Source organism: Acinetobacter sp. 22301, from assembly GCF_052045285.1.
In the GTDB taxonomy this organism is placed as follows: domain Bacteria; phylum Pseudomonadota; class Gammaproteobacteria; order Pseudomonadales; family Moraxellaceae; genus Acinetobacter; species Acinetobacter pittii.
In genome coordinates this window covers 16,703-30,077 of sequence record NZ_JBQEOR010000003.1, presented here as the reverse complement: position 1 = coordinate 30,077, position 13,375 = coordinate 16,703, and the positions used below count along the sequence as shown (strand labels likewise).

Below are 13,375 nucleotides of genomic sequence, written 5' to 3'. Positions count from 1 at the left end.
ACGTGAATGGCTACTTTAAATCCACGTGACGTTGTCATCGTTGATGGCGTACGTTCTGCAATGGGTAAAACCAAAAACGGTATGTTCCGTAATGTACGTGCTGACAGCTTATCTGCTGAATTGGTTCGTGCACTCGTTGCCCGTAACCAGTTTGATGTAAACGAAGTTGAAGACCTGATCTGGGGCTGTGTAAACCAGACTCTAGAACAAGGTATGAACATTGGCCGTAACATCGGCTTATTGGCTGACTTACCAAAAACTGTTGCTGGTCAAACAGTAAACCGTCTTTGTGGTTCTTCTATGCAAGCGCTTCATACTGCTGCTGCACAGATTGCAACTAACCAAGGTGATATCTTCATTATTGGTGGTGTTGAGCACATGGGCCACGTAGGTATGATGCATGGCATCGACCTAAACCCAGAAGCATCTAAACACTATGCAAAAGCATCTAACATGATGGGCTTAACTGCTGAAATGTTAGGTCGCATGAATGGCATTAGCCGTGAAGAGCAAGACGCTTTTGGTGTTGAATCTCACCGCCGTGCTTGGGCTGCAACTCAAGAAGGTCGTTTCAAAAACGAAATCGTTGGTGTTGAAGGCCACGATGCTAATGGCTTTAAAATCCTTTGCGACATCGACGAAGTAATTCGTCCAGATGCAAACCTTGAAGCGTTCAAAGCATTACGTCCTGTATTTGACCCGAAAGGCGGTACTGTAACTGCGGCTACATCTTCAGCTTTATCTGACGGTGCTTCTGCAATGTTACTTATGTCTGCTGAACGCGCACAAGCGTTAGGTTTAAAACCACGCGCTGTAATTCGCTCTATGGCAGTTGCAGGTTGTGACGCAGCAATCATGGGTTACGGTCCAGTTCCAGCAACTCAAAAAGCGCTTAAACGTGCTGGTTTAACGATGGCTGATATTCAAACTATCGAGTTAAACGAAGCATTTGCTGCTCAAGGCTTATCAGTAATGAAAGGCTTAGGTATTTATGACAAGCAAGACATCATTAACTTAAATGGTGGTGCGATTGCTTTGGGTCACCCACTAGGCTGTTCTGGTGCACGTATCACAACTACTTTGTTGAACGTAATGGAACAACAAGATACTCAAATCGGTCTTGCGACCATGTGTATCGGCCTTGGTCAAGGTATTGCAACAGTGATCGAACGTGTTTAATTAACACCAAGATAAAAAAATCCCCGCTCAATGCGGGGATTTTTATTATTCATAACTAGAAAATTCTTCATCATTAAAGGCATTAAAATTTTCTGGCCATGGTGCTTTTAATTCGCATAAAACCTTAAACTGCGAGGGTGCATCTAGATTTACCTTTAGTACTTTAATTTGAATATCATCTTCATTTAAATAATTAAGTAATTTTTTCAAGTCTTTACATAAATAATGTGGCAAGTACCCAACCCTAACATTATCTTCTTTCAATAAAATTGTTGCATCTACATCAACCAAATTATTTTCATCAAATTGATATTTGAGTCGATCATTAGGTCGCAGAGATGTAATACTAGTTTTCTCAATCTCATTCAAATAATTGATACTACTAATAAAAAACTTGATTCGATAAAAACCATCTTCATTTTTAGGTAAATTAACGATTCGAAAATGATCAGTTTTCTTTTCACCTCCTGAAATTGCAAGTAACTCTAAATAATCTTTAGAATCACTAGATAAACCAGACCACTCAAACATATTGTCATGCTCAGGGCGGCTCTCAGGAATTAACCTATTTCTAAAGAAACTAAATAATCTATCAGAAGTATAGCTTTTAGAAATATCCTGCATATTAGGAAAAAATGAAAACTTTTCGTGCTGAGCACCTTTTGTGTAGCTCAGAACATATCTACAAGAATTTTGTTGAGTTAATTTAGCAACAGGATGCCACATTCGTGTACCTGTAGAATCTTGCCACATAACAAAAACACTTTTCATGCTGACAATTCCTCACTTACAAATCACGTTTTATTGCTAATAGATTAGCTTTATTACATAAAATTAATTCATATGTAAAATCTTTTGAGGTAGAAGACATAAGAGTCTCAGGAACCCTATCTATAATTAATCTTACATCATCATCTTTAACCTTATTCAATATCTCTAACCAACTCTTTGCAGCGACTCTTTCCATTAAAGCATAACGCCGAAAAGCATCTAATAGTTTCAGCCTTTTCTTTTTACCAGCTATTTCCTTTTCTAAAAACCATGATTTTGCTTTTAGAACAAAGGTTGGTATTTGCTGCCCTTTATCCTTTGAAGTCATTCGTATTCTTTTTTCTTCATCACTAACATTTCTTGCTAAACTCGCTCCATGGTCATAGCTTGGTGCAAGATGTTTCACACCTTTAACAGTAATGATAGTTCCCCAATTTTCATTATGCCTATCTTGTCTTGATTTGCAATTAAGGCATCAAACATCAAATAACCAACAAAAAAATCACTAGCAGATTTAATATTAGCTAGACTACTAAATCCAATTGGCTTATTGATGATAGTGTTTCGCATAATTTTATATACATCTTCAATAAATTGTATGTTTGGGTTACCTTCTTCAGCAGAGGATACAAGACCTTCAAGAAGTTCATTACCAAGCATTAGTTGCTCTCCTCGCTCAGAAATAAAATTCTTGGTTATAACACCACGTACTCCTTTGTGTATCGCCAATTCATAATGTGCATGTGGTAATTCTAACAAAGCGGCTAATTCACAAGAGATTTTTTCAGCCCAATCATCACCTAATCGCTCTCCTGTATTAGATTGCACACTTTTAAAAAGAAACTCTTCACCTTCAGACAAATACCAGAATTTACTTTTTGTACCTAATTGCTCTAAAAGATCAGACTCTACATGAGAGATATCAAAGATATTGTAACTACTATTTAACTTATCCATAGTATCCCAAATGCATTAATAAAACTTATGAAAAAAACTATAAGCGACAAAATGTGTCGCCCAATACTTAATAATATAAATATTTATAATGGTAAATAAAATAATATGTAATTTCAAACAATTATAAAATCAATAAAACATAATTTTAATCTTTTCTAAAAATGCGGAGATTTTTATTTTAACGTCCTTTTAAACCATCTTGAATTTGCTGTTGTAATTTTATGAGATCACTAAGGTTAACTTTCATCGTACCTTCACGATAAGCATCGACATTACTTCGGTTAATGTTCAAAGGTCTTAATATTTCAAAAATACCGTTGGTTGGATCAGAAGACTGTATTCCACCCGCTACCGCTAAAATGTATTGTTGTAAGAATGGAGAAAGTTGAGACAAATCAGGCTGTGCCATGACTGGCTGATAATCTACTGTCGTCATGCCTTCAGGGACTAAAGCATTTTGTATATCGTAATGTGTTTTATACTCATGATGTTGCAGCGCCTGGCGCACTTTTTTATCTTCTTGGAAAGGTACAAAACCCACCTCTTCACGTAACTCAGATTCAGCCATAACGCGAATTGTTGGTAAAGTCGCTACTTCCTCTGCTTGAACAGTCGGTAAACCCATAAAAGCAAATGCAGCAATGAAAGCTGATTGTTTTAGAAAGTTCATAACTTGCTCCAAAAATCATTCACCCTATTCAAATTAAAAAGATGATGATTAAATTAAAAGTATCTATAAATAGGCTACAACAAAGTCGAATTTGATTCAGTAAGACTCAGATAAACGGTAAATATAATTAAAATTTTTAATGTAATAGTAAGGGACTTTCTAAAATATTTTAGAAATTAGTCTGAGTATAACTAAGTCAGATCATACTACTAGATTTAAATATTAAGATCTTTTGTTTATAGTCAGACTTTTATAAATCCATTGAATTCAACAGAAATAATGAACTTTAAAGTATTAAATCAGAATATTCTTATGAGCTGCCTACTCGTCAGTTTCTTTCTCACTGGTTGTGCGAGTAACCGAATTATTGGTGAAAACACGCGAGAGCTATTTACAAAATATGACTCAGGCCATGAATGGATCACTTTAATTGAAGATGATGTAATTGCATTTGGTAAACCATCAGTATCTCTCCCTAATGAACCAGAGGACAGTGTTGTCATCGCAGGGAAAAAATATAGTTATGTCATTAGTAAAGGCGGTAACGATTTCATTCAATTAATTAATCAATTAAATCCACAATATATTCAAATAAGTAATGAGCTAGATTTTAATGCTCCAGTTCCGGATAGTAATCATTTTTACGGGCATATTAGATTTTCTTACACCCCACCTAATGGGAAATTGAACGAGAAAGAATCAGCTTTATTTAAACTATATGGTGTAGTTCCATGTGGCTGTGCAAAGACATCAGAACCACATAAATTTGATTTAAATATTAAAGGAACTGTTTATCCTCCTGTAAAAAATCTTAAAACAATAACCCCTTTATCTAAGCCATATCAAGTTAAAATCCAATATCTTCACGATAAAAGTGGAAAAGTGCCCTTATCAACTAAAGAGAAGCTAGCAAGTTTACCACTGCTTCCGTTTACCTTAACTTTCGATATTATCGCTTTACCTGCGAAAGTCATGGGTATCATTTACCAGCCCTAATAGGCTACGAAAAAAAATTACAAACTTTCAGTAAAGATAAAAAATCCCCGCTTACTACGGGGATTTTTATTAATCATTTAACATCTCTTTTAAAGAATCAACTAATTGCGGAAATTTCGTATAACCTTCTCTACCCAAAAAATGCCCACCATTAGGAACGGTAATGTGCGGCGCATCAATTTCTTTCGCCAATTCAATAGTCAGTTTGGGCGGAACCAAATCATCATTATCCGATAAATACACCAGCTTTTTCTTTATGTCCTTAAAGTAATTTGTATCGACTTTACTCTTCGTTATATAACTATTAAGAACAGAAGAATCTGAAATGTAACCAGAAAATCCGGATACTAAAATCATTCCTCCAATATTTTGATAGTCATGTCTTTGCAAAAAGTGCAGTAACGTAATCACCCCTAAACTGTGCGCAACAAAATAGGTATTTTCATCCACCTTAGGGATCTGTTGATCTAAAACTTTCTGCCATGCATCTACGTCTGGATTCTCAGAATCTGGAAATGGAATTAAAGTAACCGTTGTATTTTCATTTTCTATTTGATGTTTTAAATCTAGAAACCAATGATCATCGATAGAAGCAGAGTAACCGTGAAGCACAAATATTTGACGCATGTTCTTCTCCTGCAGTTCAAGTGTTTTGGCATTTGCAACAAATGACATTAATCCGAATAACACCAATAAAATGAGTTTTCTGATCATTGAACAAGTACCATTTTGAAAGATAAAAACATGCTAAACTATGACACCACTGTTAAGGTCAACCCCGTTTTATGAACTTAGCTAAAGTTGCCGAGCTTACAAAAGTAAGTCCTCGTATGCTGCGTTATTACGAGAGCTTAGGGCTTATACAGCCTCTTCGAGCGAGTAATAACTATCGAAGTTATACGCAAAAAGATATTGAAAATATTAAGAAAATTAAAATATTAAATGATGCAGGCATGCACCTAAAAGATATTCAGGTTTTGCTGCCTTGTTTTGATTTAGATGAACGAGTATTTACACTATGCTCAGTGGTTCAAGAAAAACTGCAAACTGAACTCATGCATGTGTCTGAGCAGTTAAACAAACTGCAAACTTCTCAAAGTTTATTACAATCTTTTTTAACCAAAGGGAAAGTCGAGAGCACCAAATCATAATATTTGATGCTCATGCTTTGCTTATTCTTTTAAATCTCCTTCGAGTGCAGCTACATTCTTTTTCTTAATTTTTTCAATTTTTGCATTTAGCTTTAGAACATCTTGATAAAGCCCGTTAAATTTTTTGACCTGAGCATTTTCATGAAAAAGAATCATCTGATCTTTCTTTTGCCACTCATAATTTTTTAGAAGCTTAAACATTTCTTCTGCTTTATCTAAAATTTGTAGCTCAATCATAAAAATTGCATGATCTTGATCTGCTTTTTGCTGAGTTCCCAATTTCATTTCAAGAAGTTGCCTCATCTCTGCATCAACAGATAACTCTTGAACCTTTGCTAAGAAAGTCTTATGAATCTTTTCATATTCACTCTGATACTGATCCGAAGCTTTACGGACATCGGCTAGCATCTTTTCGGTTTCTGCAAATTTTTGTTTTTTATCAAGATCTAAACGGTCCACATTTAAAAAAGTATCCCATTTGGCTGCTTTGAGTTCTCTTAAATATGCATTACGTGCATTAATATTTTGAATCCAATAACTTAAAAGGAATTCTGAAATTTGCTTATAGTGTCCTGCCAAACGCTTATCGTGGATATCGAGCTGGACGGGTTTAGACCAGTCTTGTGCTTGGTCATAAAGCTGATTCATTTTTTCAGTCATGACGACATCAAACATTTGACTACTGTCTTTGGCTTGCTGTTGTTTGATATGCTGATAGGTGAAAAAAACAATGCTTGTGATAACAATCAGACTTGCAATCGCAATCAAAACTCGGCGCATACACACCTCCTATTTCCCTTCTTATAGTTTTGCTCTTTATAGTTATAAAATAGAGCTTATTCTTCTTTATATGCCATTTATTTCACAATACGCAACACTGTATTCGCTACTCAAAGCTTTAAATCCTGATCCATCATCCCTATTATGATGGGTAATTAAAATTTATGAGATTCTCCCATGCGTGTAGATGTCTGGTCTGATGTAGTTTGCCCTTTTTGTTATATCGGCAAAAAACGCCTTGAGCATGTAGCTGCTGAAGCAGGTATTGATCTTGAAATTCACTGGCATAGTTTTGAATTAGATCCTGATGCACCAGCAAAACATGACACTTCGAATACTGAGCGCTTAGCTAAAAAATATGGCCGTACCTATGAAGAGATGGAAGAAATGGAGCGCAATATTGCGGCCATGGCTGCTTCTGAAGGTATTGATTTCCAATGGCAAAAGGCGAACTCAGGCAATAGTTTCAATGCACACCGTATTATTCACCTTGCGCAAAGCAAAGGTTTAGGTAATGAAGCTAAAGAAGCTTTTTTCCATGCTTATATGACCGAAGGTCTCGCAATTGGCGAACGTGAAGTTGTAGAAGAAATTGCATCTCGTATTGGTTTAGACAATGCTGAAGTTGAATACGTACTAGATACCAACGAACTATCTGACTTTGTCCGCCATGATGAAAAAATTGCACGTGAGCAGCTTAATGTAACTGGCGTGCCATTTTTTGTATTCGACCAAAGAATCGCTCTTGCTGGCGCTCAACCACGTGAAGTCTTTTTACAAGTTTTGGAAAAAGCACAAATCAAAGCAAATACTGAAGCAGTCGAGCAAGATGATGCGGCTGTTTGTACCGATGAAACTTGTGATGTTCCAAAGAAATAAATGAACACAATTAAAACGTGATCAAATCGTATGTTTTATCATCATTTTAGCAATAGAGCGTTCTAAAAAAAGAACTATCTAATTGCTAAAAATCAGTTTATTATTGCCGCTTAGAATATTCGCGCTGTAATGTTCTGTTTTTTATGTGTATAATGATCGGAATTTGAAGTTTCCTTGATCTATCATCCCCCTTCACTGGGGGATTTTTTTGGCTAAAAATAATCGCTAATAGCTTAAACTTTTTCATTTATTTCAAATATGTAAAAAAAGTTAAATTTACTTAACTTTTGTGTCCTCCTCTTGATTTTATTAGAAAAATCAACAAAAGTGGAAACAACAACAAAACATAAAGATAGATATGAAAACATTTCATGTAATGCCGTACCGGCAGCTTTTTGCACTTTTAACGATTGGATTTGGTTCAGTATGCATCGCTCATGCAGAGACCGCCTCTTCTTCTGCAAACCAACAAGTAGGAAGTACATCATCTGGAGTACAAACTGAAGTCACCACAGACGAAAATCTCTTAGATCAAATTCCGCGTTGGGTAGACGCAACCCCAACTATTTTTCCAGAACAGTCTAATGAGCCTATTGTTCCGCCTACCGAACAAACCGAAGATCAAACCTGGGTTGATCGTAAGCAAAAGAAAATTCGTAATTGGGCCGATCGTACTTCTGAAAAAATTGATAATTGGTTTGGTGAAGTTGATCCACAAAAACCAGCTACTGCAACCATTCGGGTTATGGTCGACAACTATTGGAATGAATATGACAACTTTGAAATTAAGCCCAGAATTCGCGGTAAGATTAAGCTCCCTACGCTAGAAAAACGTTTAAGCGTGGTATTTGGTGATGACTCTTTAGATAATGAATTTAATAACAGCCCAGCCAATATTAACCAAAACCCAAATCAAGATTCTAATAAGAAGTTAGATGGTAAACAAACTCGAGATGACAACAGCTCAATTGCTTTACGTTGGTCAAATTTCTCGAAAAAATTGCCTTTTGAAACCGATGCCGACTTAGGTATTCGTTCTGGAGACGATATTTATGTTCGTTTAAAAGCATCGAGAGATTGGCAACTTCGTAATGATTTTAAGTTTTATGCTGAACAAATTTATCGTTACGGCATAGACAGCGAAAACTACTTACGTACTAATCTTGAACTTACTCATGCTCGACCGAATCAGCCGATTTTATCCAATCAGTTCAGCCTAACCTATGCCGATGATCAGGATGATGATCTAGCTTGGGAAAACCGAACATTCCGCGAGCACAGTTTCTTTGCAAACAACCGTTTTAACTATGGTATTTATACAAGTGGTTATTACAACGACAATGACTTGCGTTTAAATAGTTGGGGACCGTTTGTTTCATGGCGCCAACCCGTTTTACGTGAATGGTTCTTTGTACAAGGCGATGTAAATTACTTTAATGACCACCGCGAAGACCGTAATCATTTTGTCAGCACCTTCTTACGTTTAGAAGCACTTTTCTAAGCTAGCAAACATCACCTTGGAACCTTATCCAAGGTGATGAATAACAAAATACTTTTAAATAAAATTTTAAGATTAGCCTTTTAAAGTATTGTTCTAATTTTATTTTTGATTCCTTATCTTTCAAAATGAATCAATTTTCTTCTCCATTTCAAAATAAATCGACAGTCTTCATTTGTATTTATAGTTTAGGTTTATTAGCTTTACTTCCACATACTCAATTTTTTTATAACTCTTTAAAACACCAACGGTCACGGCGTTATCCCTATACTTCTACGAGTTTCGCTAAAGTAAAAAGACAATCACTTTCACGCTCGCCTTGTGAAGTAGAAGCAAACAATGCTTTAGCTGATGCTGGTTTAATTCAAGAGCTTATGGCTGTATTTGGAAATGATACGTTATGGAAACGTGCGACTCAGCCTGAACAAACTTATAAAGCCTTTGGTAAGAAAAAGAAGAAAAACTCATCGGCACAGGTTTCGGCTACTAATCCACTGAGTGCAAGCTGGGCCACCATTTCAACATGGATGCCTTTTGAAAATAACCTTGATTTAGGCTCTAACTCTGAGAGTGATGTGTATGTCCAGTTTCTGGCAAAAAAGAAATGGAATTTGAGACATAACATTAGCTTTGATACAGAGCAGATATTTCGCTACGGCTCTACTAGCCGAAACTACACTGAAACCACGCTAAACCTAACGCAAAAAATGCAAGATAACACATTATTTTCTAATAAATTTAATGTAAATAAGAGCGAAAATGAAGATTACAACTGGGGCAACTGGACTTTTCAACAATTTGAGTTTGTAAAAGATAATAGTCTAACTTACGGTATTTATAGCGGTGGCGTATATACCAAAAATGATATTCGACTAAATAGCTGGGGTCCTTATATTTCATGGCGCCAACCGATATGGAGAGATTGGATTTTTATGCAAAATGATCTTAATTTTTTTAACCATATTGATGATGATCCGAAACACCAACTCAGCGTTCAAATAAATCTAGAAGCTAATTTTTAATCATAAATTCCCAAATTGTGGATAACTCTTTCTTTATCCACAAAAAAAAGCCCCTGATAGTCCAGAGGCTTTTTTATATCATAAAATTATTTCAACAATAAGCTATTAATACGTTTCACATAAGCTGCTGGGTCTTCTGGCAAACCACCTTCTGCAATTACAGCCTGATCGAAAATCACGTTTGCCAAATCATCAAACTGTTCTGAACCTTCAAGTTTTTTCACTAAAGGATGTTCAGGGTTAATTTCTAAAATAGGTTTGATTTCTGGCACTGCTTGTCCAGCTTGTTTTAGCATGCGAATAAGTTGAGGAGACAATTCACCTTCACTTGTCACTAAACACGCTGGAGAATCAACTAGACGTGTAGTTACACGTACTTCTTTAGTTTTAGCCTTTAATGAGTCACTTAGTTTCTCAACAACAGGCTTAAACTGTTCAGCTGCTTGCTCAAGTGCTTTCTTCTCTTCAGCATCTTGCAAATCGCCTAAATCAACAGCCCCTTTCGACACATTCTTTAATGGCGTACCGTCAAACTCTTGAACAAAATTCATTGCCCATTCGTCAACACGCTCTGCCATTAATAACACTTCAATGCCTTTTTTCTTAAACAACTCAAGCTGCGGCGAGTTTTTCGCTGCTGCTAGACTGTCAGCAGTCACATAATAGATGGCTTTTTGGCCTTCTTTCATACGTGCCTTATAGTCAGCAAAAGAAGTCGTTACTTCATCATTTGTTGAAGTCGCATAACGTAATAATTTTAAAATACGTTCACGGTTACCAAAGTCTTCGCCCAAGCCTTCTTTAAGTACTGAACCAAACTCACTATAGAAGGTTTTGAATTTTTCTTGGTCTTTTTCATCTTCCGATTTAGCCAAACCATCAAGTACAGTTAATACACGGCGTGCATTACCTTCACGAATCGTTTTGACGTCACGGCTTTCTTGCAACAACTCACGGCTAACATTAAGTGGTAAATCCGCACTGTCCACGACACCTTGAACAAAACGTAAATAGTTTGGAATTAAATTATCCGCATCATCCATGATGAACACACGTTTTACATATAGCTTAATTCCCGCTTTTGCTTCACGTGTAAAAATGTCATGTGGTGCTTTACTTGGAATATAAAGTAATTGGGTATATTCCGTACTACCTTCAACACGGTTATGTGCCCAAGCCAGTGGTGCTTCAAAGTCATGAGTTAAGTTTTTATAGAACTCAATATATTGCTCTTCAGTCACTTCGCTTTTATTACGTGTCCATAAAGCACTTGCCGAGTTAATCGCTTCCCACTCGTCAGTTTTGACCATTTGGCCGCCTTTAGGCTCTTCACCTTCAGCAACCTCTTCTTCTTGCCAAACTTCTTTTTGCATTTCAATTGGCAAGCTAATGTGGTCAGAGTATTTATTAACGATTTGCTTAACTTTATAAGATTCTAAATAATCAAGCGCATCATCACGTAAGTGAAGAATAATGTCAGTACCACGGGAAGCCTTATCAATTTGCTGAACTTCAAACTCGCCTGTACCACCACTAATCCAGCGCACCCCTTCAGATGTATCTAGACCCGCACGGCGTGATTCAACCGTAATCTTGTCTGCAACAATAAAACCTGAATAAAAACCCACACCAAATTGGCCAATCAACTGAGCATCTGCTTTTTGATCGCCAGTCAATTTTGACATGAAATCTTTAGTACCTGACTTCGCAATCGTACCTAAGTTATCAATCGCTTCTTGCTGGCTTAAACCAATACCGTTATCAGAGATCGTTAAGGTTTTATCTTCTTTATTTAAGCTGATTCGTACATGTAAGTCTGGATCATTTTCATAATATTCAGGATGATTAATTCCTTCAAAACGTAACTTATCACATGCATCTGATGCATTAGAGATAAGCTCACGTAAGAAAATCTCAGGGTTAGAATAGAGAGAATGCGTCACTAAATGTAAAAGCTGGGCAACTTCTGCTTGGAAACTATAATTTTGTGATGCTTGTTCACTCATAAATCACTCCTTAAATTTTGAAGCTGTTTGTTCTCGAATGCTTTATGAATGGAGTACTTCTAGAATTTTTCAATCCTGAATATTAAAAATTTTTACTCTAATTAAAATGGGCCGTGGCTTAACACCCTATCTTGCAATATCGTATCTAACTGCTTTTGACGTTGTTGGTAAGCTTTGCTAATACAACTGACATTGGCAGCACAAGCATTTCTTTTTTTCAGCCATTGCTGCTGAGTATCTTTCTGGTTATCTCGCCCACCCATAGGTAAAGCATGTAAAACGATTTGATACGTCGTTGCCATTTTTACATCTGCATCATTTAAAGAACGGTTTTTACAAATACTTTTTTCCGTTTTCGTTTTTGCAGCATCGCACGAAAAACTTGCAGCTTGTAAATTTTGAGTAAAAGCAATACCGCTCAAAAGTGCTAAACAAATCGCTAATTTGTTATTCATGTTTTTATTCCCATGCTTGTAATGAATAGAAATTAGTTTAGAAAAAAACTTGCAGAAAATATGTATAAAACTGTCTGTTTTATGCTTTTTTTAGTGCAAATAAAATCCATAAAAAAACCTCACATAAAATATATGTGAGGTGCCTGAGTCTAGGTTTATTATTATATTTTTCTATTTATTATTATGCTTAAAATTTATAGCTATAACCTAAAGTGTAAACAAACGGATTAATATCTAGATCAAATTTAGCACCATTTGTTAAGGTAACTTCTGGGCTTAAATCAGCATAACGTACATCTACAAATACACCCCAGTTTTTAGCATCAGCAGGTTGGAAATTAAAACCAACTTGTCCTGCCACACCAAAGTCTTCTTTTACTTTGTCAGCAACGCCTTGCTCGTCCCAAGGAATAAATGCTGTAGCACCAATACCAATATACGGTGTGAAACGTGTAGAGTTTTTAAAATGATATTTTGCTGTAATTGTTGGTGGTAACTGTTTAATACGCGCTACATTTTTACCATCTAGCAATACATCATGATTAACCGGTGCTGCTAATAATAATTCTGCCGAAAATGGAGATTGACCAAAAAAGTATTCTACCGATGGTGTAAATGCATATTCATGATCTGCTTTTACCACGCCTAAAGGTGTTGTTGTATCTTCAGATGGAGCAATAACACTACCACCAAATTTCACTTGCCAGTTACCAGCAAAAGTAAAAGAAGACATCCCCATTAATGCAATAACCAAAGCTTTTTTAAACACTTTAATATCTCCAACCTTATTTATATTTATAATAAACATTTATTTTAAAACCATGCAATACTCATTATAAAATTATTTTATAGTTTATTTTTAAATTACTGTTTTAAATAAAATTATATATTATCCAACTATTTCAATAGGTTTTTATTCCAACCTTATTAATCAAGATTATTTTATATTACCAACCATTTCAATATACTTTTAAATTCCGAGTGTTTTAATATAATTTATTTTGAATACAT

General features: G+C 35.7%; 15 protein-coding genes. 6 read left to right on the top strand and 9 right to left on the bottom strand.

Annotated elements, in window-relative coordinates; genetic code table 11:
* Positions 1 to 6 precede the first annotated feature (6 nt).
* A complete protein-coding gene (gene fadA, locus ACTJJH_RS06620; RefSeq protein WP_005065826.1) occupies positions 7 to 1,179 on the top strand; it encodes an acetyl-CoA C-acyltransferase FadA in 1,173 nt (390 codons plus the stop codon).
* A gap of 45 nt (positions 1,180 to 1,224) precedes the next feature.
* Here the strand turns inward: fadA and ACTJJH_RS06615 are convergent, their stop codons facing one another.
* From ACTJJH_RS06615 to ACTJJH_RS06600, 4 genes are all read right to left on the bottom strand, one after another.
* Positions 1,225 to 1,950: a HipA N-terminal domain-containing protein gene (locus tag ACTJJH_RS06615; RefSeq protein WP_410559676.1), complete on the bottom strand. Its 726-nt coding sequence runs from the start codon at positions 1,948 to 1,950 to the stop codon at positions 1,225 to 1,227.
* 16 nt (positions 1,951 to 1,966) lie between these two features.
* Positions 1,967 to 2,356: a hypothetical protein gene (locus ACTJJH_RS06610; RefSeq protein ID WP_440600909.1), complete on the bottom strand. Its 390-nt coding sequence runs from the start codon at positions 2,354 to 2,356 to the stop codon at positions 1,967 to 1,969.
* A complete protein-coding gene (locus ACTJJH_RS06605; protein ID WP_440600908.1) occupies positions 2,353 to 2,907 on the bottom strand; it encodes a hypothetical protein in 555 nt (184 codons plus the stop codon). Before ACTJJH_RS06605 ends, ACTJJH_RS06610 begins: the two co-directional genes overlap by 4 nt.
* Before the next feature lie 178 nt (positions 2,908 to 3,085).
* Positions 3,086 to 3,577 carry a hypothetical protein gene (locus tag ACTJJH_RS06600; RefSeq protein ID WP_032038084.1) on the bottom strand — a complete coding sequence of 164 codons (492 nt, stop codon included), beginning with the start codon at positions 3,575 to 3,577 and terminating at the stop codon, positions 3,086 to 3,088.
* 279 nt (positions 3,578 to 3,856) lie between these two features.
* On the opposite strand from ACTJJH_RS06600, the gene ACTJJH_RS06595 reads away from it, so the two are divergent.
* Positions 3,857 to 4,573, top strand: a complete 717-nt coding sequence (locus tag ACTJJH_RS06595) for a hypothetical protein (protein ID WP_440600907.1) — start codon at positions 3,857 to 3,859, stop codon at positions 4,571 to 4,573.
* 69 nt (positions 4,574 to 4,642) lie between these two features.
* Here the strand turns inward: ACTJJH_RS06595 and ACTJJH_RS06590 are convergent, their stop codons facing one another.
* Entirely contained in the window at positions 4,643 to 5,287 is a 645-nt protein-coding gene (locus ACTJJH_RS06590) for an RBBP9/YdeN family alpha/beta hydrolase (protein ID WP_068906721.1), read from the bottom strand.
* Positions 5,288 to 5,358: 71 nt separating this feature from the next.
* Here ACTJJH_RS06590 and ACTJJH_RS06585 point away from each other — a divergent pair, with 71 nt between their 5' ends.
* A complete protein-coding gene (locus ACTJJH_RS06585; protein ID WP_002114700.1) occupies positions 5,359 to 5,724 on the top strand; it encodes a MerR family transcriptional regulator in 366 nt (121 codons plus the stop codon).
* 21 nt (positions 5,725 to 5,745) lie between these two features.
* On the opposite strand, the gene ACTJJH_RS06580 is transcribed toward ACTJJH_RS06585, so the two are convergent.
* Positions 5,746 to 6,504: a hypothetical protein gene (locus ACTJJH_RS06580; RefSeq protein WP_032038092.1), complete on the bottom strand. Its 759-nt coding sequence runs from the start codon at positions 6,502 to 6,504 to the stop codon at positions 5,746 to 5,748.
* 177 nt (positions 6,505 to 6,681) lie between these two features.
* Between ACTJJH_RS06580 and ACTJJH_RS06575 the strand changes: the two genes are divergently transcribed.
* The 3 genes from ACTJJH_RS06575 to ACTJJH_RS06565 all read left to right on the top strand — a co-directional run bounded on the left by ACTJJH_RS06575 (position 6,682) and on the right by ACTJJH_RS06565 (position 9,903).
* A complete protein-coding gene (locus tag ACTJJH_RS06575; protein WP_032038098.1) occupies positions 6,682 to 7,383 on the top strand; it encodes a DsbA family oxidoreductase in 702 nt (233 codons plus the stop codon).
* Between the two features lie 358 nt (positions 7,384 to 7,741).
* The gene (locus ACTJJH_RS06570; protein WP_032038100.1) at positions 7,742 to 8,884 is read left to right on the top strand and encodes a hypothetical protein; all 1,143 of its coding nucleotides are present in this window, start codon (positions 7,742 to 7,744) and stop codon (positions 8,882 to 8,884) included.
* Between the two features lie 125 nt (positions 8,885 to 9,009).
* Positions 9,010 to 9,903, top strand: coding sequence for a selenocysteine synthase (locus ACTJJH_RS06565; RefSeq protein WP_440600906.1), 894 nt, complete (start codon positions 9,010 to 9,012; stop codon positions 9,901 to 9,903).
* 86 nt (positions 9,904 to 9,989) lie between these two features.
* Here the strand turns inward: ACTJJH_RS06565 and htpG are convergent, their stop codons facing one another.
* The 3 genes from htpG to ACTJJH_RS06550 form a co-directional block, all read right to left on the bottom strand.
* Positions 9,990 to 11,909, bottom strand: a complete 1,920-nt coding sequence (gene htpG / locus ACTJJH_RS06560; protein WP_410559668.1) for a molecular chaperone HtpG — start codon at positions 11,907 to 11,909, stop codon at positions 9,990 to 9,992.
* A 101-nt stretch (positions 11,910 to 12,010) separates the two neighbouring features.
* On the bottom strand, positions 12,011 to 12,364 hold the full coding sequence (locus ACTJJH_RS06555; RefSeq protein ID WP_001060531.1) for a lysozyme inhibitor LprI family protein: 354 nt from the start codon (positions 12,362 to 12,364) through the stop codon (positions 12,011 to 12,013).
* Between the two features lie 187 nt (positions 12,365 to 12,551).
* The gene (locus ACTJJH_RS06550; protein ID WP_014208202.1) at positions 12,552 to 13,133 is read right to left on the bottom strand and encodes an OmpW/AlkL family protein; all 582 of its coding nucleotides are present in this window, start codon (positions 13,131 to 13,133) and stop codon (positions 12,552 to 12,554) included.
* Positions 13,134 to 13,375: the final 242 nt, after the last annotated feature.

Coding starts and splice junctions, on each gene's coding strand:
- ACTJJH_RS06565 (WP_440600906.1), top strand. CDS start 9,010: ATGAATCAATTTTCTTCTCCATTTCAAAATAAATCGACAGTCTTCATT.
- ACTJJH_RS06555 (WP_001060531.1), bottom strand. CDS start 12,364: ATGAATAACAAATTAGCGATTTGTTTAGCACTTTTGAGCGGTATTGCT.
- htpG (WP_410559668.1), bottom strand. CDS start 11,909: ATGAGTGAACAAGCATCACAAAATTATAGTTTCCAAGCAGAAGTTGCC.
- ACTJJH_RS06570 (WP_032038100.1), top strand. CDS start 7,742: ATGAAAACATTTCATGTAATGCCGTACCGGCAGCTTTTTGCACTTTTA.
- ACTJJH_RS06615 (WP_410559676.1), bottom strand. CDS start 1,950: ATGAAAAGTGTTTTTGTTATGTGGCAAGATTCTACAGGTACACGAATG.
- ACTJJH_RS06590 (WP_068906721.1), bottom strand. CDS start 5,287: ATGATCAGAAAACTCATTTTATTGGTGTTATTCGGATTAATGTCATTT.
- fadA (WP_005065826.1), top strand. CDS start 7: ATGGCTACTTTAAATCCACGTGACGTTGTCATCGTTGATGGCGTACGT.
- ACTJJH_RS06575 (WP_032038098.1), top strand. CDS start 6,682: ATGCGTGTAGATGTCTGGTCTGATGTAGTTTGCCCTTTTTGTTATATC.
- ACTJJH_RS06605 (WP_440600908.1), bottom strand. CDS start 2,907: ATGGATAAGTTAAATAGTAGTTACAATATCTTTGATATCTCTCATGTA.
- ACTJJH_RS06595 (WP_440600907.1), top strand. CDS start 3,857: ATGAACTTTAAAGTATTAAATCAGAATATTCTTATGAGCTGCCTACTC.
- ACTJJH_RS06585 (WP_002114700.1), top strand. CDS start 5,359: ATGAACTTAGCTAAAGTTGCCGAGCTTACAAAAGTAAGTCCTCGTATG.
- ACTJJH_RS06580 (WP_032038092.1), bottom strand. CDS start 6,504: ATGCGCCGAGTTTTGATTGCGATTGCAAGTCTGATTGTTATCACAAGC.
- ACTJJH_RS06600 (WP_032038084.1), bottom strand. CDS start 3,577: ATGAACTTTCTAAAACAATCAGCTTTCATTGCTGCATTTGCTTTTATG.